At 67.2% G+C, this 20,467-nt stretch carries 13 protein-coding genes; 5 read left to right on the top strand and 8 right to left on the bottom strand.

Going from position 1 to position 20,467, the window contains the following annotated elements; translation table 11 throughout:
- Positions 1 to 54: 54 nt before the first annotated feature.
- The 3 genes from dapE to NF616_RS16440 all read left to right on the top strand — a co-directional run bounded on the left by dapE (position 55) and on the right by NF616_RS16440 (position 2,796).
- Entirely contained in the window at positions 55 to 1,194 is a 1,140-nt protein-coding gene (gene dapE, locus NF616_RS16450) for a succinyl-diaminopimelate desuccinylase (RefSeq protein ID WP_252274374.1), read from the top strand.
- A 203-nt stretch (positions 1,195 to 1,397) separates the two neighbouring features.
- Complete coding sequence (locus tag NF616_RS16445; RefSeq protein WP_252274373.1) at positions 1,398 to 2,210, top strand: putative RNA methyltransferase; 813 nt, start codon at positions 1,398 to 1,400, stop codon at positions 2,208 to 2,210.
- A 214-nt stretch (positions 2,211 to 2,424) separates the two neighbouring features.
- Positions 2,425 to 2,796 (top strand): hypothetical protein, encoded by a 372-nt coding sequence (locus NF616_RS16440; RefSeq protein WP_252274372.1) that lies wholly within the window; start codon positions 2,425 to 2,427, stop codon positions 2,794 to 2,796.
- A 495-nt stretch (positions 2,797 to 3,291) separates the two neighbouring features.
- On the opposite strand, the gene NF616_RS16435 is transcribed toward NF616_RS16440, so the two are convergent.
- The 5 genes from NF616_RS16435 to NF616_RS16415 form a co-directional block, all read right to left on the bottom strand.
- Positions 3,292 to 3,501 carry a cold-shock protein gene (locus NF616_RS16435; protein WP_043306963.1) on the bottom strand — a complete coding sequence of 70 codons (210 nt, stop codon included), beginning with the start codon at positions 3,499 to 3,501 and terminating at the stop codon, positions 3,292 to 3,294.
- Positions 3,502 to 3,730: 229 nt separating this feature from the next.
- Positions 3,731 to 4,705 (bottom strand): DUF4340 domain-containing protein, encoded by a 975-nt coding sequence (locus NF616_RS16430; protein ID WP_252274371.1) that lies wholly within the window; start codon positions 4,703 to 4,705, stop codon positions 3,731 to 3,733.
- Positions 4,706 to 4,857: 152 nt separating this feature from the next.
- Entirely contained in the window at positions 4,858 to 6,690 is a 1,833-nt protein-coding gene (locus NF616_RS16425) for a GldG family protein (protein ID WP_252274370.1), read from the bottom strand.
- 3 nt (positions 6,691 to 6,693) lie between these two features.
- The gene (locus tag NF616_RS16420) at positions 6,694 to 7,425 is read right to left on the bottom strand and encodes an ABC transporter permease subunit (RefSeq protein WP_252274369.1); all 732 of its coding nucleotides are present in this window, start codon (positions 7,423 to 7,425) and stop codon (positions 6,694 to 6,696) included.
- A complete protein-coding gene (locus NF616_RS16415) occupies positions 7,422 to 8,342 on the bottom strand; it encodes an ABC transporter ATP-binding protein (protein WP_252274368.1) in 921 nt (306 codons plus the stop codon). Before NF616_RS16415 ends, NF616_RS16420 begins: the two co-directional genes overlap by 4 nt.
- Positions 8,343 to 8,647: 305 nt before the next feature.
- On the opposite strand from NF616_RS16415, the gene plsB reads away from it, so the two are divergent.
- On the top strand, positions 8,648 to 11,134 hold the full coding sequence (gene plsB, locus NF616_RS16410; protein ID WP_252274367.1) for a glycerol-3-phosphate 1-O-acyltransferase PlsB: 2,487 nt from the start codon (positions 8,648 to 8,650) through the stop codon (positions 11,132 to 11,134).
- A gap of 63 nt (positions 11,135 to 11,197) precedes the next feature.
- Here plsB and NF616_RS16405 read toward each other — a convergent pair whose 3' ends face one another.
- Positions 11,198 to 11,857 (bottom strand): TIGR04211 family SH3 domain-containing protein, encoded by a 660-nt coding sequence (locus NF616_RS16405; protein WP_252274366.1) that lies wholly within the window; start codon positions 11,855 to 11,857, stop codon positions 11,198 to 11,200.
- 271 nt (positions 11,858 to 12,128) lie between these two features.
- Here NF616_RS16405 and NF616_RS16400 point away from each other — a divergent pair, with 271 nt between their 5' ends.
- The gene (locus NF616_RS16400) at positions 12,129 to 12,806 is read left to right on the top strand and encodes a DUF4197 domain-containing protein (RefSeq protein WP_252274365.1); all 678 of its coding nucleotides are present in this window, start codon (positions 12,129 to 12,131) and stop codon (positions 12,804 to 12,806) included.
- Between the two features lie 400 nt (positions 12,807 to 13,206).
- Here NF616_RS16400 and putA read toward each other — a convergent pair whose 3' ends face one another.
- Together putA and NF616_RS16390 are read right to left on the bottom strand one after the other, a co-directional pair.
- On the bottom strand, positions 13,207 to 17,142 hold the full coding sequence (putA, locus tag NF616_RS16395; protein ID WP_252274364.1) for a trifunctional transcriptional regulator/proline dehydrogenase/L-glutamate gamma-semialdehyde dehydrogenase: 3,936 nt from the start codon (positions 17,140 to 17,142) through the stop codon (positions 13,207 to 13,209).
- Between the two features lie 250 nt (positions 17,143 to 17,392).
- A complete protein-coding gene (locus tag NF616_RS16390) occupies positions 17,393 to 20,464 on the bottom strand; it encodes an efflux RND transporter permease subunit (protein WP_252274363.1) in 3,072 nt (1,023 codons plus the stop codon).
- Positions 20,465 to 20,467 lie beyond the last annotated feature (3 nt).

Below are 20,467 nucleotides of genomic sequence, written 5' to 3'. Positions count from 1 at the left end.
GCCGTTTTGCTTTAACATGGCGGCCTTTCTGACATCCGCCGTCCCGGAGCCGCAATGACCGCCCTCACCCCCACCCTGGAGCTCGCCTTCGACCTGATCCGCCGCCCGTCCGTGACCCCGGTCGACGAAGGCTGCCAGGAGCTGATGATGCGCCGCCTGGCCGCACTCGGCTTCGCGGTCGAGCGCATGCGCATCGAGGAGGTGGAGAACTTCTGGGCCAAACGCGGCGGTGAAGGCCCGGTGCTGTGCTTCGCCGGCCACACCGACGTGGTGCCGACCGGCCCGCTGGAGGCCTGGCAGTACCAGCCGTTCGACGTGCGCGTGGACGACGAGGGCATGCTCTGCGGCCGCGGCGCGGCGGACATGAAGGGCAGCCTGGCGTCGATGATCGTCGCCGTGGAGCGCTTCGTCGCCGACCACCCGAACCACAATGGCGCCATCGCCTTCCTCATCACCAGCGACGAGGAAGGCCCGGCCCACCATGGCACCAAGGCCGTGGTCGAGCGCCTGCGCGAGCGCGGCGACCGCCTGGACTGGTGCATCGTCGGCGAACCCTCCAGCACCACCCTGCTCGGCGACGTGGTGAAGAACGGCCGCCGCGGCTCCCTCGGCGCCACCCTCACCGTGTACGGCAAGCAGGGCCACGTGGCCTACCCGCACCTGGCCAAGAACCCCATCCACCTCGCCGCCGGCGCCCTGGCCGAACTGGCCGCCGAGCACTGGGACGACGGCAACGCCTACTTCCCGCCAACCAGCTTCCAGGTCTCCAACCTCAACTCCGGCACCGGCGCCACCAACGTGATTCCGGGCGAGCTGAAGGCGGTGTTCAACTTCCGCTTCTCCACCGAGTCGACCGTGGAAGGCCTGCAGCAGCGGGTCACGGCCATCCTCGACAGGCACGGCCTGGACTACCACATCGACTGGGCCCTCTCCGGCCTGCCGTTCCTCACCCAGCCGGGCGAGCTGCTCGACGCCGTGGCCGCCAGCATCAAGTCCGTCACCGGCCGCGAGACCACACCGTCCACCTCCGGCGGCACCTCGGACGGGCGCTTTATCGCCACCCTGGGCACGCAGGTGGTCGAGCTGGGCCCGGTCAACGCCACCATCCACCAGATCAACGAGCGCGTGCTGGCCAGCGACCTGGACCTGCTCACCGAGGTCTACTACCAAACCCTGGTCAAACTCCTCGCATGAAAATCCATGAACATGCCTGCTACGCAACCCGATAGCTGCGTGACTCGCGATGCTCGCCCTTCGGGCCCGCCTGCGGCGGTTCAGCCGCAAGCGCCTGTGAGGCGGTACTCGCTCCTCGCCTATCTATTCGATATGTCTCGTCGCTGCGTTCCGTCCGCCTTGCTCTCGGGCCGCTCGCGACGGCCTGTTCATGGATTTTTCGCATGTTGACCTGCCCGATCTGCCAGGCGCAGCTGAGCCCGGTCGACAACGGCCTGGCCTGCCCGGCCAACCACCGCTTCGACCGTGCGCGCCAGGGCTACTACAACCTGCTGCCGGTGCAGCACAAGAACAGCCGCGACCCCGGTGACAACCAGGCCATGGTCGAGGCGCGCCGACGCTTTCTCGACGGTGGCCACTACGCGCCGCTGGCCAAGCGCCTGGCCGAGCTGGCGGCCGAACGCGGGCCGCTCACCTGGCTGGATATCGGTTGTGGCGAGGGCTACTACACCGCGCAGCTCGCCGAACTGCTACCCGAGGCCGACGGCCATGCCCTGGACATCTCCCGCGAGGCGGTGAAGCGCGCCTGCAAGCGCGCCCCCCAGCTGACCTGGCTGGTGGCGAGCATGGCACGCGTACCGCTGGGCGATGCCAGCTGCGACCTGCTGGCCAGCGTGTTCAGCCCGCTGGACTGGCAGGAGGCCCTGCGCCTGCTCAAGCCCGGCGGCGGCCTGCTGCGCATGGGCCCGACCCGCGTGCACCTGATGGAACTACGGCAGAAGCTGTACGACGAGGTGCGCGACTACGACGACCAGAAGCACCTGGAGCTGATCCCCGCGGGCATGCGCCTGGCCCACAGCGAAACCATCAGCTTCCCGCTGCTGCTGGCCGATGCCCAGGCCCGCGCCGACCTGCTGGCCATGACCCCGCACGGCTGGCGCGCCAGCGCCGAACGCCGCGCCGCGGTGATTGCCGAAGACTTCGAGGTGACCGTGTCCATTCGCTACGATTGGATCGAGAAAGGTTCGGCACGATAAATGTCTGCGCTTGGCCATGCGTCGTTGAAAGCCGGTTCGGAAAGCCGCTTGCGGCTAACGCGCTTCAGCGCGACCCGAAGGGCGAGCGAAGCGAGTACTGCTCATTTACAACGCGTAAACTCCGCGTCCTCACCGACTTTTGCCGGGGGCGCCGAGCCTAGCCCGACCTTCGCTAGACGATTTCTCGTACCGAACCGAACCTAGAGAGCCCGCCATGCGCCAACCCGATATCGAGATCTATCTGAAGGACGCCGACCAGCAGGCCGTGACCGTCTGGCTGGGCGAGGCCATCGGCCCGGTCAGTGAATGGCGCCAGCAGGGCCAGACCTTCAAGTGCCACGCCGGCGATGTACCGGTGACCTGGCTGCCGAAGGCCGTGGGCAAGTGGCACAGCCTCTACCTGGAAAGCGACGCCACGCCCTGGGCCGACGACCTGGCCTGCGCCCGCGCCGCCTACGCCGCGCTCGGCGTGCAGGTGCGCTGCGCGCCCGGTGGCTGGAGCGAGGAAGAGGCCGAGGAAGAGGCGGATCGCTGGATCAAGATCGACGCCGAGGGCGAGCAGGAAATCGTCTGGCGTACGGATTGAGCATCGCCCTCATACGTTCTCGAACCAGCGGAGCCGCGCATGAAGCGACGCGAGTTTCTCGGCGCACTGGCGACCGCCCCGCTGCTGGCCTAGTGCGCACCCGATGACAGGCGGGAGTCCTCCATGTTCTCGGTCGAAGTCTGGGTCGATTCCAGCCCGGATAACCTTGTCGCCAGCCAGGCCATCAGGCTCGCCGCCTCCCCATTACAGGAGATCCCGGCCTGTTCTCCCCGCCCGCACTGCTGACGACGAAGCTGCCCTCCGTGCTGCGGCTGGAGATCAGCTGCGAAAGGATCGCCAGCGGACATTCCCATGTGGGGGTTTCCCACGATGGGCAGCTGGTGACATCCGGAAAGTATTCGGCCCCTTCACGATCAGAGCCTTTCCAGACGATCACGCGTCCTATGTCCTGGCCGTCAAGGCCGGCGGCGAAACCGCCTAGCCGAAAAACAAAAGGCCCGTCGATGACGGGCCTTTTGTCGTGTAGCGCGGGTCTTAGACCTTCGATACGTCTTCCGCTTGCAGGCCCTTCTGGCCCTGGATCACGGAGAACTCCACCTGCTGGCCTTCAACCAGAGTGCGGTGACCCTCGCCACGAATGGCGCGGTAGTGGACGAACACGTCCGGGCCGCTTTCGCGTTGAATGAAGCCATACCCCTTGGAATCATTGAACCACTTGACGGTTCCGACCTCACGATCAGCCATTACCACTTCCCTCGATTCTCGATTTTGTTGTGGCCCTTGCGGGCTTCGACGGTTCGGCGCAAACGTTCTTTTTCTTCTTTCCGACCCCGGCCAAAACGAGCGTGGAGCGGTATTCCGAAAGGCGTCCTAATGCGACCGCAACGGGAGTATAAAACAAGCGTTCGTCTTGCCAAGGGATTTTTTCGGCCGGCTGCAAGCCCCATGGCGCATGGGCTGCAGCCCTTTTCGCTCACTTATCGGCTAGCACATCGGTCAACTTTCTGGCCAGGCTCTGATACTGATGGGGCTCGAGGCGATAGGCCCAGTCGCTGCGCCCGGGCAGCTCGGCGGGCGGCAGATCGCTGCCCTGCTCCAGCAGCAACCAGTGCTGATCGCCCTTGGCATACGTCCGCCCCTTCAGGCGCTTGCCGGCGAAGGTGTCGAGGGTGAATTGCAGCGTCGGCTCGCCGGTGAAGGTCAGTTGTGCGAGCGGCGCGGCATCGGCGAAGCGCAGGTCTTCGAAGAAGCGCGCCATACCATCGGCGGCGCCCTCGAAGGCCAGTCGCTTGCCCTTGGGCAGATCGCGCACCTGCAGATGGGCATCCCCGGCCTTGTCGCGGAACAGCGTCAGCCGCTCGCCGCCGGTGTGGCGCAGGTCCAGCGTGCGCACCTCGGCGAAGGGCACGGCAACGACGCGACGGTCCAGCCACGCCAGTTCGCTGGCCGGCAGCTCGATGCGCTGGCTGACCAGCCAGCTCTGCGCCTCGTCGGCCCGACGCACCAGCTGCCCCGACTGCTGGCCGGCGTTGCCGATCAGCAGGCTCAGCGGCGGCTCGCCCCGCTCCAGCGTGAGGCGTACGCCCTGCTCCTCCGCGGCGCCCTTATCGGCCAGGCCGAGACGACCGTGCAGCTCGGGATTGGCGGTACGCGGCTCGACCTTGCGTGCCTCGGCCAGGGCCGTGAGCAGCCTGTTCACCGCGGCCTGATCGGCTGGGTAATCGGCCTTGGCCGGCACCACCCAGCCCTGCTCGCGGCGCTCCAGGCGCACCTGCGGCTGGCCGGCGCGCTGTACCACGATGGCGTTCACCTGTTCCGGCTGCAGGCCCGGCAACCAGGCCTCGGCCTGAACCGGCGCCTGCGGCCTGCCGACCTGACTGGTAAAGTACCAGCCGGCCACCAGGGCCATCGCCAGCACCGCCAGAACGAAGAGGGATCTGCGATTCATAGCCTTGTCTCCTTAGGCAGGAGTAGAACTCGAGAAAGGGGATCCTCTCTTCCGTAAACGGGGGCACGCCCAGTGGAGAGGGTTAGGGGTAGGGAATCGGCATCCACCCTCTCCCCTACCCCTCTCCCACACGTGGGAGAGGGGTTAAAGCATCACGCGGCCTTGCGCCGGCGCCACAGCCACAGTGCCAGCACGCCGAGGGTCAGCAGCAGTGGCACGGCGAGGATGTTGGCCAGCTTGAGGGTGCGGCCCAGGTCCTCGATCTGCGCGTTGAGCTGGAAGCGCACCTCGCGCAGCTCCTTGCGGATGCGCAGCTTCTCGGCGATGAACTGCTGCACCGTGGCCTGCTGCTCGGGGGTCAGCTCCAGCGCCTTGCTCGGGTCCTGCTGCTGCAGCGAGGCGAGCTTCTGGTCGGTCTCGGCCAGGCGCTTCTGCAGGTCCTCTTCCTTGACCCGGAACTGCGCCTCGGCCTCGCGCTGCAGGGCCTCGACCACCTCGAACGGGCGGCTGAAGCGACCGCGCGAGCGCACGCTGATCAGCGCATCGCTGCCGGACAGGTTGTCCAGGGCGTTGATGGCGAAGCCGGCGTTGTCGGCGAACGGCTGCGGCACGCGCTGGCCGAAGAAGTCCTGCACCTGCACCCACATGCGGTCGGTGAGCAGGTCGGTGTCGGCCACGGCGATCACGTTGATGTTGTCAGCCGACTTCAGGCCGTCCTTCTGCCCCTCGATACCCTCGGGGAAGGCGGACTGCGCCGGACCGCTGATGCGCGCGGCGATGGCGTAGCGCTCGCCGGTCGGCTCCAGGTCGCGGATCAGCTCCTCCGGATTGGCCAGGGTGGCGAAGCGCGCGGCATCGAACGGCATGGCGTATTCCGAGCTCTGCAGCAGCGGCACGAACTGGGTCTTGGCGCCTTCGACCGGTTCGAGGATGCCGGCGGTGGCGATGTTCAGGCTCTCCAGGCTGGAGGTGGCCACGTCGTCCTGGTTCATCGCCCGCTGCGGCAGCGCCAGCCAGGCGGCATGGCGTGCCGGGCGCTGGCCCTGACCCATGCTCACCGACAGCGCATAGGAGCCGTCGCCCAGCACCTTGCCCGGGATCAGGCGCAGGCCCCAGGCCTTGAACAGCGGCGCCAGGTCCGACGCTTTTTCGGGCTGGTCGCCCGGCATCATCGGCTGCGCGTTGTCCGCCTCGCTGAGCGGGTCGACGAACACCAGCAGCTTGCCGCCGCGCAGCACGAACTGGTCGATGGCGTAGAGGGTCGGCTGCGGCAGGCTCTTCGGGTGCACCAGCAGCAGCACCGAGACCTCGTCCGGGATCTTGTCGACGCCGGCCTTGAGGCTGTCGATCTTGAACAGCTGGCGCACTTCCTCCATCACCATCCAGGGTGCGGTCGGCTGGCGCGCCATCATGTCGAAGCCGCCGTTGAGCTGCAGCCCGGAGAGCAGGCCGATCACCGGGCGCTCCGGCTTGGCCAGGCCCTGCACCAGCTGGCTCAGCTGGTACTCGAGGAATTCTTCCTGATCCAGCGGGAAGAACGGGATGACCTGCTGATCGTCCACCGCATTGGTGCCGGCCAGGCCGAAGTAGATCTGCTCGCCGCTCTGGTTCGCCGGCACGGCCTGCAGGCCGAAGCTCGCGGCCTTGTCCTCATCCTCGGAGAAGGGCTCCGGGTCGATGACGTGCAGCTTGATCTTGCCGTTCGCCTCGCGCTCGTAGGCACGCAGCATTTCCTCCACGCGCACCGCGTAGTTGCGCAGCACCGGCAGGTCGTGGGCGGCCTTGTCGGAGTAGAAGAAGTACAGGTTGATCGGCTCTTCGAGCTCGCCGAGGATGCGCTCGGTGCCCTCGGAGATGGTGTAGAGCTTCTGCTCGGTCAGGTCCAGGCGGACGCCGCCCAGGCCCAGCGCGGAGAGCATGTTGAAGGCCAGGAAGGCCACGGCGATCAGCAGCAGGCCGACGCCGGAATACATCAGTTTCTTCATGGGTCAGTCAGCCTTCTTCAGATCGACCACGATGGCGGTGGCGGCGAGCCAGGCAGCCATCAGGGAAATGAAATAGAGCAGGTCGCGCAGGTCGATCACGCCCTTGCTGATCGCGTCGAAGCGGGTCAGGAAGGACAGCGAGGCAACCGCATCGAGCAGCCACTGCGGCGCCCAGGCCAGTGCGTCGAGCACCATCGGAAAACCGCTGACGATGAACAGGAAGCAGGCGCTGACGGCGAGGATGAAGGCGATCACCTGGTTCTTCGCCAGGGCCGACATGCACGAGCCGATGGCGAGGTAGGAGCCGGCCAGCAGCCAGCTGCCGATGTAGCCGGTGAAGATCGCGCCGTTGTCCGGCTGGCCCAGGTAGTTGACCGTGATGATCATCGGGAAGGTCAGCAGCAGGGCGATGCCGGCGAATACCCAGGCGGCGAGGAACTTGCCCAGCACCGCCTCGGCGCGGGTGATCGGCAGGGTCATCAGCAGCTCGATGGAGCCGGACTTGCGCTCCTCGGCCCACAGGCGCATGGCGATGGCCGGCACCAGGAACAGGTAGAGCCATGGGTGGAAGTTGAAGAACGGCGCCAGGTCCGCCTGGCCGCTTTCGTAGAAGCCGCCGAGGTAGAAGGTGAAGACCCCGGACAGCACCAGGAAGATCAGGATGAACACATAGGCGAGCGGCGTGGCGAAATAGCTGGCCAGCTCGCGTTTGAAGACTACGGGCAACTGCTTCATGCCGCCTCTCCCCGGGTCAGGCTGCGGAACACTTCATCGAGCCGGCCGCGTTCCACGTCCAGCTCCTTGACCTGCCAGCCGCGCTGGCGAATCAACTCGTTGACCTGCGGAAAGATCACCTGGCCCGGCTGGGCCAGCAGCGTCAGGCTGCCGTCGGCGTTGTCTTCCACGCCGATCACGCCCGGCACCGCGGCCAGGGCGGCGCGATCCAGCTCGCCGTCAGCCACAAGGGTCACCGCCTGGTGGTAGCGCGAACGGCTCTCCAGTTCGAACGGCGTGCCGTCGGCCACCAGCTTGCCGGCGGCGATCACCACGGCGCGGGTGCACACGGCCGACACCTCTTCGAGGATGTGGGTGGAGATGATCACGATCTTGTCCCTGGCCAGGCTCTGGATCAGCTGGCGCACCTGGTGCTTCTGATTCGGGTCGAGGCCGTCGGTGGGCTCGTCGAGGATCAGCACCTTGGGATCGTGGAGGATCGCCTGGGCCAGGCCGACGCGGCGCTTGAAGCCCTTGGACAGGGTCTCGATGCTCTGCTCCAGCACCTTCTCCAGCTCGACCTGCTCGACCGCGCGCAGCACCCGCTGCTTCTTCTCGGCGCCGCGATAGCCGCGGACTTCGGCGATGAACTCCAGGAAGCCGCGCACCGTCATGTCGCCATAGCAGGGCGCGCCTTCGGGCAGGTAGCCGATCTGCTGCTGGGCCTTGAGGGTGTCGCGCTGGATGTCGAAGCCGAGGACGCTGGCGGTGCCGGAAGTCGGCGCCAGGAACCCGGTGAGCATCTTCATGGTGGTGGATTTACCGGCCCCGTTGGGACCGAGGAAGCCCAGCACTTCCCCCTGCTGGACCGTGAAGCTGAGGCCATCGACGGCCGTGTGATGGGCAAAACGCTTGGTTAGATTTTTTATTTCGATCATGGCTCTCGTCCCGACGGGAGAACCCCTGGCCATGCTGACCACGGGGGTCTTGCAAACGCTGGCGGACTATAAAAGTCGACCGACGGCAAGGCAAGACAAGCGGTTTTAGGAAAAGTTGCAGATCCGGCGGGATGTTGGCCGCCACGCCCCGCGCATGCGCCCGCCTCGCCTGCCCGTGCGGCGCCACAGGCCAGGCGCCACGCGGGTTGCAGTGAACACTTGTAGCCGCACGCTTTTTGCCGCGAAGGGGCGAATGCGGCACACTAGCCGCCCCGAGCAACCGCTCGTTTCCACAGCCGCACTCTATGACCCGCTCCCCGCTCCGCCGCCTCGCCTTCGGCGCCCTGCGCCGCCTGCTCTTTCTCTGGGTACGCTCGGAAACCATCAACCAGTCGTCCTTCAATCTGCGCCTGGATCGCAGCAAGCCGGTGTTCTACGTGCTGCAGCAACCCTCGGCGGCGGACCTGGCGGTGGTGGACAGGGAATGCAGCAAGGCCGGCCTGCCGCGGCCGGTGCTGCCGGTGGCGCTGGGCGACCAGCTGGAGCCGGCCGGCTTCTTCTACCTGACCCGCTCGCCGAGCTGGTTCGGCGGCCACGACAAGCGCGGGGCTCCGCCCACCCTGCAGCGCATCCTCGCCAGCCTCGACGGCAACGCCCTGGATGACGCGCAGATCATCCCGGTCAGCGTGTTCTGGGGCCAGTCGCCGGACCGCGAGACCAGCCCGTGGAAGCTGCTGTTCGCCGACACCTGGGCGGTCACCGGGCGCCTGCGCAAGCTGGTCAGCATCCTCATTCTCGGCCGCAAGACCCGCGTGCAGTTCTCCGCGCCGATCCACCTGCGCGAGCTGCTCGACCAGAACAAGGGCCGCGAGCGCACCCTGCGCATGGTCCAGCGCATCCTGCGCGTGCACTTCCGCAACCTGAAGACCACGGTGATCGGCCCCGACGTGTCGCACCGGCGCAACCTGGTGAAAGGCCTGATCCACGGCCCGCTGGTGCGCCAGGCCATCCGCGAGGAGGCCGAGCGCGAGAAGATCGGCATCGAGAAGGCCGAGGCCCAGGCTCTGCGCTACGGCAACGAGATCGCCTCGGATTATACCTACACCGCCATCCGCTTCCTCGAGACGGTGCTGAGCTGGTTCTGGAACAAGCTGTACGAGGGCATCCAGGTCAACCACCTGGAGGCGGTGCGCGACATCGCCCACGGTCACGAGATCATCTACGTGCCCTGCCACCGCAGCCACATCGACTACCTGCTGCTTTCCTACCTGCTGTTCCGCAACGGCCTGACCCCTCCACACATCGCCGCCGGCATCAACCTCAACATGCCGGTGGTCGGCAGCCTGCTGCGCCGCGGCGGCGCCTTCTTCATGCGCCGCACCTTCAAGGGCAACCCGCTGTACACCGCGGTGTTCAACGAGTACCTGCACACGCTGTTCAGCAAGGGCTTCCCGGTCGAGTACTTCGTCGAGGGCGGCCGCTCGCGCACAGGCCGCACCCTGCAGCCGAAGACCGGCATGCTGGCCATCACGCTGCGCAGCTTCCTGCGTTCGTCGCGCCTGCCAATCGCCTTCGTGCCGGTCTACATCGGCTACGAGCGCGTGCTCGAAGGCCGCACCTACCTGGGCGAGCTGCGCGGCGCGGCGAAGAAGAAGGAGTCGATCTTCGACATTTTCAAGGTCATCGGCGCCATCCGTAAGCAACGCTTCGGCAGCGTCTGGGTCAATTTCGGCGAGCCGATCAAGCTGGCCGAGTTCCTCGACGCCGAGCAACCGGGCTGGCGCGGCCAGGACTACGGCGACCAGTACCGCCCCGAGTGGCTGAACCAGACCACCAATCGCCTCGGCGAGCGCGTGGCCCAGCACCTCAACGAGGCCGCGGCGATCAACCCGGTCAACTTGGTCGGCCTGGCGCTGCTCTCCACCGCCAAGCTGGCGCTGGACGAAAAGGCCCTGGCCCGCGTGCTCGACCTGTACCTGGCGCTGCTGCGCAAGGTGCCTTACTCGCCACATGCCACCCTGCCGGAAGGCGATGGCCAGGACCTGATTCGCTACGTGCAGAGCATGGACCTGCTGGCCGAGCAGAAGGACGCCCTGGGCAAGATCCTCTACCTGGACGAGCAGAACGCCGTCCTGATGACCTACTACCGCAACAACGTGCTGCACGTGTTCGCCCTGCCCGCCCTGCTGGCTAGCTTCTTCCTCAGCAGCTCGCGCATGAGCCGCGAGCAGATCCTGCGCTACGTGGCCGCGCTGTATCCGTACCTGCAGTCGGAGCTGTTCATCCGCTGGTCCCTGGACGAGCTGGAAGGTGTGGTCGACCAGTGGCTGGAGGCGTTCGTCGAACAGGATCTGCTGCGCCGCGAGGACGACATGTTCATTCGCCCGGCGCCCAGCTCGCGCCAGTTCGTCCTGCTCACCCTGCTGGCCCGCGCCATCGTGCAGACCCTGCAGCGCTTCTACATGGCCACCGCCCTGCTGCTCAATGCTGGGCAGTACGCCCTGAGCGCGGAAGAACTGGAGAACCTCTGCGTGGTGATGGCTCAGCGCCTGTCGATTCTGCATGGCCTCAACGCGCCGGAGTTCTTCGACAAGAGCCTGTTCCGCCACTTCATCCAGACCCTGCTGGATCAGGGCGTGCTGCGCCAGAACGCCGACGGCAAGCTCAGCCACCACCCGCAACTGGCGGAGCTGGTGGAGGGTGCCGCCAAGCGCGTGTTGCCGGCAGAGATTCGCCTGTCGATCCGCCAGGTGGCGCTGGAGCGTGGCGAGGAAGCCGAGGCCCCGACCTAAGGGGCTTATCGGCGAGCGACCTCCGGCATCGCGCATGTCGGAGGCACTTGCCTCAACGCGAACTCAGACCCACTGGTCGTTGCGCTTGCGCCGCACCCGCAGCAGCGTCGGCAAAATCAGCCCCGCCAGCAGCCCGCCGCCGGCGATGCTGCTGCCGTAGACCATGTAGCGCATTAGCACCTGCTTGTTCTCGTCGCCCAGCTGCGCCTGGGCCTCGCGCAGCTCGGAGCGGACCTGAGTCAGCTCGCTGTCCAGCGAGGAGCGCGCCACCTGCAGCTCGTCGATCAGCGCCTTGCGCGAGTCCAGGGTTTCCTGCATGCCCTGCACGCGGGTCTTCCAGGTGTCGTCGATGCCCTTGAGCTCGGCGCTCAGCTCGGCCACCTGCTGCTCCAGCTGCGGCAGGCGTTCGGCCTGACCCGGCACGGTCTGCAGGTCGCGGCTGGGAATCCACACGCTGCTGCCGTCCTCGCCACGCACCTGGCTGTAATCGCCCTGGGTGCGCAGCAGTTCGACCTTCTCGCCGGAGGTGAGCGTGCCGACGATGCGGTAGCCATCGGTGGGCCCGCTGCGCACGTAGGTGTTCAGGCTGTCGCTGACCCAGCGCGCGTTGCCGGCCTCCTCGGCCTTGGCCGGGCCGGCCGCCAGCAGCCCGCCGATCAGGCAAGCGCCGAGGGTGCGGAAGCGAGGAAAAAAGGGGAAACGGGAGGGGCGAAACGGGGGCATAGGCAATCTTCACTTGGCGGTGGCATCGCGCGGCGAACGGCGGTGCGAACGAACGGAGAATCGGCCCCGCACACGCGAACGCCGGCGCCAACGCCTGAGACGAAGGGCCATGCGAACCGCCCTGGCGAGCCGACAGCAGACAGACTGCCGAGGTTCGACCAAGTTCACTCATGGCCGGGGAAAGAGACGGGCTGCCACGCGCTCGCGGCGTTTGGCTCCCCCGCCGCTCTCCGTTACTCTCAGCCGATCTCCCGTGCATTGAGGAAGCCCCATGCTCCGCGTCACCACCCTGGCCGCCAGTTTGCTGCTGTCCGCCGGCGCCCACGCGCTCACCCTGTCCGACCTGTCCCAGAGCGACGCCAGCGGCGGCCTCAAGGACGCCCTGACCCAGGGCGCGCAGATCGCCGTGAAGCAGCTCGGCAAGCCGGGCGGCTTCAGCAACAACGAGGAAGTGCGCATCGAGCTGCCCGGCAAGCTGGGCAAGGCCGCCAAGACCATGAAGATGATGGGCATGGGCGAACAGGTGGAAGAGCTCGAAGACAGCATGAACAAGGCCGCCGAAGCCGCCGTGCCGCAGGCCCAGGCGATCCTGGTGGACGCGGTGAAGAAGATGACCGTGAGCGATGCCAAGGCCATCCTCGCCGGCGGCGAGGACTCCGCCACCCAGTACCTGAACAAGAGCAGCCGCGAGCAGATCCGCGCCAAGTTCCTGCCCATCGTCAAGCAGGCCACCGACAAGGTCGGCCTGGTCCAGCAGTACAACGGCTTCGCCGGCCAGGCCGCGGCCTTCGGCGTGGTCGACGCGAAGAGCGCCAACGTCGAGAACTACGTGACCGAGCAGGCGCTGGACGGCCTGTTCAAGATGATCGCCGAGCAGGAGGCGAGCCTGCGCCAGAACCCGGCCGGCGCGGCCACCAGCCTGGCGAAGAAGGTGTTTGGCGCGCTGTAACCGCAGCAGCTGAAAAGACCGTAGCCCGGATGCAATCCGGGAAGCAGGCAAGTCCGCCCCCCGGATTGCATCCGGGCTACCGTGCTGGGTGGAACGAGCAAACCCCTGAAAAAGCAAAAGCCCGGCGAACGCCGGGCTTTTTTGTGGCTGGGCTTGTGGCCCTGCCGGGTGCCGGAACGAGCCGGCTTCGGGTAGTAACGCGTCGTACCGGGCGGATAGCCCCCACGAGGGTGTACGGCGCGTGGTGCCGGACGAGACGTCGCGGCACCGGTGAGCGCCTGGCGGCGCTCGGGGTTGCAGGAGTCACCTGACTACCGTGCAGGATGCCAGGCGAAACTTTCGGCCAGCTTTCGCAGGCCCCTCGCCAACCGTGACGGCCTGGCGAGGGTATGCGGGTGAATCAGCCGATGGTCATCAGGCTGGCGTTGCCGCCGGCGGCCGCGGTGTTCACGCTCAGCGCGTGCTCGATCAGCAGGCGCTCCAGCGGGATGTCGGTCTCGCCCCTGTTCAGGCCGTGCACGCTGACGATGGCGCCCTTGCGCTGGGCGGCCTGCTGGCTCACTTCGCGCAGCTGGTCGGAGTCGCCGTGGTGCAGGATGGCGTCGAACTCGGCCTCCAGGCTGGTCCAGTCGGCCACCGTGGCAATGCGCTTCTGCACCTCCTTGGGCAGCGCGGCGAGCAGCTCGCGCTGGCTCTCCGGCAGCAGCGCGTGGCTGCCGATGGCCAGGCAGGCGGCCAACTGCGCCAGCAGGTCGCCACGTTCCTCGGCCAGGCACAACACGCGCTCGCGCGGCAGCAGGCTGTAGGTGTTGCGTTCGCCGGTCGGCCCCGCCAGCACATGGCTGGTGAAGCTCTGCGACAACTCGCGGTAGCGGGTGAACAGCTCGGCCTGCGCCGGCTCCTGCTTGGCGGCCCAGTCGGCGAAGGCGTTGCGCGCCTTGTCCAGCTCGGCCGGCGCGCCCAGGGCGTGCACGTTGTCGCCCTTGAGCTGCTGGGCCACGGCGTCCTGCGGGCGGGTCGACAGCAGGCGATACAGGTACAGCGGGCCGCCGGCCTTGGGACCGGTGCCGGACAGGCCCTCGCCGCCGAACGGCTGCACGCCGACCACGGCACCGACGATGTTGCGGTTGACGTAGAGGTTGCCGACGCGGGCCGAGTCGACCACCAGGGCGATGGTCTCGTCGATGCGGGTGTGCACGCCCAGGGTCAGGCCGTAGCCGCTGTCGTTGATCTGCTGCAGCAGGCCGCCCAGCTCGGCGCGCGGGTAGCGCACCAGGTGCAGCACGGGGCCGAAGATCTCGCGCTTCATCTCGTCGAAGCTTTCCAGCTCGATCAGGGTCGGCAGCACGAAGGTGCCGCGCTTGAATTCCTCGGCATCGGCACGGGCGGCCTGGAACACCTTGCGGCCCTTTTCGCGCATGGCGGCGATGTGCGCCTCGATGCCGGCCTTGGCCTCGGCGTCGATCACCGGGCCGATGTCGGTGCACAGGCGCTCCGGCGATCCGATGCGGTACTCGGCCATGGCGCCCTTGAGCATCTCGATCACGCGGTCGGCCACGTCGTCCTGTACGCAGAGTACGCGCAGGGCCGAGCAGCGCTGGCCGGCGCTGTCGAAGGCGGAGCTGACCACGTCGACCACCACCTGCTCGGCCAGGGCCGAGGAGTCGACGATCATGGCGTTGAGGCCGCCGGTCTCGGCGATCAGCGGGATGGTACGGCCCTGGGCGTCCAGGCGTCCGGCGATGTTGCGCGCGAGGATGCCGGCGACTTCGGTGGAGCCGGTGAACATCACGCCGCGCACGCGCTCGTCGCCCACCAGGCGGGCACCGACGGTCTCGCCGCGGCCCGGCAGCAGCTGCACGGCACCGCCGGGCACGCCGGCCTCCAGCAGGATGCGCACGGCCTGGGCGGCGATCAGCGGAGTCTGCTCGGCCGGCTTGGCCAGCACGGTGTTGCCCGCGGCCAGCGCGGCGCAGACCTGGCCGGTGAAGATCGCCAGCGGGAAGTTCCACGGGCTGATGCACACCACCGGACCCAGCGGACGGTAGCTGTCGTTGCTGAAGGTACGGGCCTGCGCCGCGTAGTAGCGCAGGAAGTCCACCGCCTCGCGCACTTCGGCGATGGCGTTGGCGAAGGTCTTGCCGGATTCGCGCACCAGCAGGCCCATCAGTTGCTGGGTCTCGGCCTCCATCTGGTCGGCGGCGCGCTCCAGCACGGCGGCACGCTCGGCCGGCAGAGTCGACTGCCAGATCTGCCCGCTGGACTGGGCGCAGAGGATGGCGCTCTTGACGTCGGCCTCGCTGGCCTCGTGCACATGGCCGACCAGGTCGCGGTGGTCGGCCGGGTTGCGCACCGGCTCGGCCGGGCCGGGGTTCGGCGCGTCGCAGCCGAGGATCGGCGCGGCCACGTAGGCGGTGTTGGTGGACGACAGCAGCGCCGAGGACAGCGAGCCCAGACGGTGCTCGTTGGCGAGGTCGATGCCCTCGGAGTTCAGGCGTGCCTCGCCGTACAGGTCACGCGGCAGGGGAATGCGCGGGTGCGGCAGGCCCAGGGTGCCTTCCTGCGAGGCCATGCGCTCGACCTGCTCGACCGGGTCCAGCACCAGCTCCTTGAGCGAGATGCTGTGGTCGGCGATGCGGTTGACGAAGCTGGTGTTGGCGCCGTTTTCCAGCAGGCGACGAACCAGGTAGGCCAGCAGCGTCTCGTGGCTGCCGACGGGTGCGTAGATGCGGCACGGACGGTTGTACTTGCCGTCCTTGATCGAACCCACCACCTGCTCGTACAGCGGCTCGCCCATGCCGTGCAGGCACTGGAACTCGTACTGGCCCGGATAGTAGTTCTGCCCGGCGATCTGGTAGATGGCCGACAGCGAGTGGGCGTTGTGGGTGGCGAACTGCGGGTAGATGGCCTCCGGCACGGCCAGCAGCTTGCGCGCGCAGGCGATGTAGGAAACGTCGGTGTACGGCTTGCGGGTGTACACCGGGTAGCCTTCCAGGCCGTCGACCTGGGCGCGCTTGATCTCGCTGTCCCAGTAGGCGCCCTTCACCAGGCGGATCATCAGGCGGTGGCGGCTGCGCTTGGCCAGGTCGATGACGTAGTCGATCACGTACGGGCAGCGCTTCTGGTAGGCCTGGATGACGAAGCCGATGCCGTTCCAGCCGGCCAGTTCCGGGGCGAAGCACAGGCGCTCGAGCAGGTCGAGGGAGATTTCCAGGCGGTCGGCTTCCTCGGCGTCGATGTTGAGGCCGATGTCGTACTGCTTGGCCAGCTTGGTCAGGCCCAGCAGGATCGGGTACAGCTCGTCCATCACGCGGTCGTACTGGGCGCGGCTGTAGCGCGGGTGCAGGGCGGACAGCTTGATCGAGATGCCCGGCCCCTCGTAGATGCCGCGGCCATGGGAGGCCTTGCCGATGGCGTGGATCGCTTGCTCGTAGGAAGCCAGGTAGCGCTTGGCGTCTTCCTCGGTCAGCGCGGCCTCGCCGAGCATGTCGTAGGAATAGCGGAAGCCCTTGCTCTCCATGCTGGTGGCGTTGGCCAGCGCCTCGCCGATGGTCTCGCCGGTGACGAACTGCTCGCCCATCAGGCGCATGGCCATGTCCACGCCCTTGCGGATCACCGGCTCGCCGCTCTTGGAGATGATGCGGTTGAGCGCCGAGGTCATGCCGGCCTCGTTGTGGGTGGACACCAGCTTGCCGGTGATCAGCAGTCCCCAGGACGCGGCGTTGACGAACATCGACGGGCTCTGGCCCAGGTGCTGGCTCCAGTTGCCGCTGGCGATCTTGTCGCGGATCAGCGCATCGCGCGTGGCCTTGTCCGGGATGCGCAGCAGCGCCTCGGCCAGGCACATCAGCGCCACGCCTTCCTGGGACGACAGGGAGAACTCCTGTAGCAGGCCCTGCACCAGGCCCTGGCGGCCGCCGGCGCTCTTCTGGTTGCGCAGCTTCTCGGCGATGCCCAGGGCCATCTTCTGAGTGGCCTCGGCCTGTTCCTTCGGCAGGCGCGCCTGCTCCAGCAGGACCGGAAGCGCGTCGGTTTCCGGACGGCGGTAGGCGCCGGTGATGGCGGCACGCAGCACGGACTGCGGCAGGATGCTCTCGGCGAAATCGAGGAATACCTGCAGGGCCTGCTCGCTCAGCTGCTCCACCGACTCCTCGCCGGCCGCCGCGGCCAGGCCGGAATGCTCCGCGGGGGTCAGTCCACCCTCGACCTGCTCCAGGTAGTTGAAGATCGCCTGCTTGATCAGCCAGTGCGGGGTGCGGTCGAGGGACTGGGCAGCCTGCTTCAGGCGTTCACGGGTGGCATCGTCGAGTTTCACGCCAAGGGTGGTGGTGGCCATTTCTTATCCTGTTCCGATTGAGTGCGCTGCGGCGCGTGGCGGAAGATTAAACCTCTCACAGGATCAGGTGCAACTAAGTGCAACCTTACGCTCGACGGGAGGTCAGCGCAGTGCAACCTCACCCGAGCGACAGCAAGCCCGCGTGCGATAACAACAACCTTAGCCCCGTCGCAACGCGCTGCCGCGCCAACCGATGAGCTGAAACGAAAAAGCCCGGCACGGGCCGGGCTTTTCGGTGAGGCATCTCGCGCTAGCGCTCCACTTCCTTGACCCGGAACCAGGCCGCGTACAGCGCCGGCAGGAACAGCAGGGTCAGCGCCGTGGCGACAATCAGGCCGCCCATGATGGCCACCGCCATCGGCCCGAAGAACACGCTGCGCGACAGCGGAATCATCGCCAGCACCGCCGCCAGGGCGGTCAGCACGATGGGCCGGAAGCGCCGCACGGTGGCCTCGATGATCGCGTGCCAGCGGTCCAGGCCGGCGGCGATGTCCTGCTCGATCTGGTCCACCAGAATCACCGAGTTGCGCATGATCATGCCGGCCAGGGCGATGGTGCCGAGCATGGCGACGAAGCCGAACGGCTGCTGGAACACCAGCAGAAACAGGGTCACGCCGATCAGCCCCAGCGGCGCGGTGAGGAACACCATGGCCGCCCGCGACATGCTGCGCAGCTGCAGGATCAGCAGCGTCAACACCACCAGGATGAACAGCGGGATGCCGGCATTGACCGACTTCTGCCCGCGCGCCGAATCCTCGACCGTGCCGCCTACCTCCAGCAGGTAGCCGCTGGGCAGTTCGGCGCGGATCGGTTCCAGGGTCGGCAGGATCTGCTTGGTCAGGCTGGCCGGTTGCTCGGGGCCGTAGATGTCGCCATAGACGGTCACGGTCGGCAGACGGTCGCGGTGCCAGATCACGCCTTCCTCGAAGCCGTACTCCAGGGTGGCGACCTGCGACAGCGCCACGCTCTTGCCGCTGCTGGTCGGCACCGCCAGGCTCGGCAGCAACTCCAGCGCCTGGCGCTCGCGCACGGTGCCGCGCAGGAGGATCTCGATCAGTTCGTTGTCCTCGCGGAACAGGCTGACGCTCGAACCGGTCAGCGAGCTCTGCAGGAAATTCGACAGGTCGGCGCTGGTCACACCCAGGGCGCGGGCACGCTCCTGGTCGATATTCAGGTAAACCACCTTGCTCGGCTCTTCCCAGTTCAGGTGGACGTTGGCCACGTGCGGGTTCTCGCGCACCTTGGCCGCCACCTGGCGGGCGATGTCGCGGACCTCGTCGACGTGCTCGCCGCTGACCCGGAACTGGATCGGGAAGCCCACGGGCGGGCCGTTCTCCAGGCGCGACACGCGGGTGCGGGCGAAGGGGAAGTCTTGGTTCATCACCTCGATCAGCCAGCTGCGCAGCCGCTCGCGCTCCTCGATGCTCTTGGCGAGGATGACGAACTGGGCGAAGCGGGTCGCCGGCAGTTGCTGGTCCAGCGGCAGATAGAAACGCGGCGAGCCGGTGCCGACATAGGCCACGTAGTTATCGATGCCGGGATGGTCCTTGAGCTTGGCCTCCAGGCGTTTGACCTGCTCCTCGGTGGCCTTGAGCGACGAGCCCTCGGTGAGCTTGATGTCGACCATCAGTTCCAGGCGCCCCGAGGCGGGGAAGAACTGCTGGGGCACGAAGCGGAACAGCACGATGGAGGCGATGAACAGGCCAACGGTCACCAGGATCACCGTCTTGCGCCGGCGCACGCACCACTCCACCACCTCGCGCACCGTCTGGTAGAAGGTGGTCGAGTAGGGATCGTGGCCCTCGGCGCTGCCGCCGTGCTTCTTCGCGTGCAGCTTGGCCAGGTCCGGCAGCAGGCGGTCGCCCAGGTAGGGCACGAACACCACGGCGGCGATCCACGACACCAGTAGCGCGATGCACACCACCTGGAAGATCGAGCGGGTGTATTCGCCGGTGCCGGACTGGGCGGTGGCGATCGGCAGGAAGCCGGCCGCGGTGATCAGCGTGCCGGTGAGCATCGGGAAGGCCGTGCTGGTCCAGGCGAAGCTGGCCGCCCTGAGCCGGTCGTAGCCCTGCTCCATCTTGATGGCCATCATCTCCACCGCGATGATCGCGTCGTCCACCAGCAGACCCAGCGCCAGCACCAGCGCGCCGAGGGAAATCTTGTGCAGGCCGATGCCGAGGTAGTACATGGCGGCGAAGGTCATCGCCAGCACCAGCGGGATGGACAGCGCCACCACCAGGCCGGTGCGCAGGCCGAGGGAGAAGAAGCTGACCAGCAGCACGATGACCAGCGCCTCGACCAGCACGCGGACGAACTCGCCGACGCCGGTCTTCACCGCCGCGGGCTGGTCCGACACCTTGTGCAGCTGCATGCCCAGCGGCAGGGTCTGCTGCAGGCGGGCGAACTCGTGGCCCAGGGTCTCGCCCAGGTCGAGGATGTCGCCGCCCTGCTTCATCGCCACGGCGATGCCGATGGCGTCCTGGCCCATGAAGCGCATGCGCGGCGCGGGCGGGTCATTGAAGCCGCGATACACCTTGGCCACATCGCCGATGCGGAAGGTGCGATCGCCGACGCGAATGGGGAAGTCGCGGATCTCGTCCACCGTCTCGAAGCGCCCCGACACGCGCAGCTGCACGCGGTCGGTCGGCGTCTCGAAGAAGCCGGAATAGGCCACCGCGTTCTGCTCGTCCAGCGCCTGCTGCACCGCCGCCAGCGGCAGACCGAGGGTGGCCAGCTTGACGTTGGACAGTTCGATCCAAATCTTCTCGTCCTGCAGGCCGATCAGCTCGACCTTGCCCACGTCCTTGACCCGTTGCAGCTGCAGTTGCAGGCGGTCGGCGTAGTCCTTCATCACCGCGTAGTCGAAGCCCTCGCCGGTGAGCGCGTAGATGTTGCCGAAGGTGGTGCCGAATTCATCGTTGAAGAACGGCCCGCGAATGCCCGGCGGCAGCGTGTGGCGGATGTCGCCGACCTTCTTGCGCAGCTGGTACCAGAGCTCGGGGATGTCCTTGGAGTGCATGGAGTCCCGCGCCATGAAGGTGACTACCGACTCGCCGGGACGCGAGTAGGACATCACGTACATGTACTCGCCGGTCTCCATCACCTTCTTCTCGATGCGCTCGGTGATCTGCCGGGAAACTTCCTCGGCGGTGGCGCCCGGCCAGTCGACGCGCACGACCATGGCCTTGAAGGTGAAGGGCGGGTCCTCGCTCTGGCCCAGCTTGGTGTAGGACAGCGCGCCGATGACCGCCAGCACCAGCATGAAGTAGCGCACCACGCTGCGGTTGCGCAGCGCCCATTCGGACAGGTTGAAGGACATGGC

Origin of the sequence: Pseudomonas subflava (assembly GCF_023823685.1) — a bacterium.
GTDB lineage: Bacteria > Pseudomonadota > Gammaproteobacteria > Pseudomonadales > Pseudomonadaceae > Aquipseudomonas > Aquipseudomonas subflava.
This window is presented reverse-complemented; position numbering and strand designations above follow the sequence as displayed.

Coding starts and splice junctions, on each gene's coding strand:
- dapE (WP_252274374.1), top strand. CDS start 55: ATGACCGCCCTCACCCCCACCCTGGAGCTCGCCTTCGACCTGATCCGC.
- NF616_RS16445 (WP_252274373.1), top strand. CDS start 1,398: ATGTTGACCTGCCCGATCTGCCAGGCGCAGCTGAGCCCGGTCGACAAC.
- NF616_RS16440 (WP_252274372.1), top strand. CDS start 2,425: ATGCGCCAACCCGATATCGAGATCTATCTGAAGGACGCCGACCAGCAG.
- NF616_RS16435 (WP_043306963.1), bottom strand. CDS start 3,501: ATGGCTGATCGTGAGGTCGGAACCGTCAAGTGGTTCAATGATTCCAAG.
- NF616_RS16430 (WP_252274371.1), bottom strand. CDS start 4,705: ATGAATCGCAGATCCCTCTTCGTTCTGGCGGTGCTGGCGATGGCCCTG.
- NF616_RS16425 (WP_252274370.1), bottom strand. CDS start 6,690: ATGAAGAAACTGATGTATTCCGGCGTCGGCCTGCTGCTGATCGCCGTG.
- NF616_RS16420 (WP_252274369.1), bottom strand. CDS start 7,425: ATGAAGCAGTTGCCCGTAGTCTTCAAACGCGAGCTGGCCAGCTATTTC.
- NF616_RS16415 (WP_252274368.1), bottom strand. CDS start 8,342: ATGATCGAAATAAAAAATCTAACCAAGCGTTTTGCCCATCACACGGCC.
- plsB (WP_252274367.1), top strand. CDS start 8,648: ATGACCCGCTCCCCGCTCCGCCGCCTCGCCTTCGGCGCCCTGCGCCGC.
- NF616_RS16405 (WP_252274366.1), bottom strand. CDS start 11,857: ATGCCCCCGTTTCGCCCCTCCCGTTTCCCCTTTTTTCCTCGCTTCCGC.
- NF616_RS16400 (WP_252274365.1), top strand. CDS start 12,129: ATGCTCCGCGTCACCACCCTGGCCGCCAGTTTGCTGCTGTCCGCCGGC.
- putA (WP_252274364.1), bottom strand. CDS start 17,142: ATGGCCACCACCACCCTTGGCGTGAAACTCGACGATGCCACCCGTGAA.
- NF616_RS16390 (WP_252274363.1), bottom strand. CDS start 20,464: ATGTCCTTCAACCTGTCCGAATGGGCGCTGCGCAACCGCAGCGTGGTG.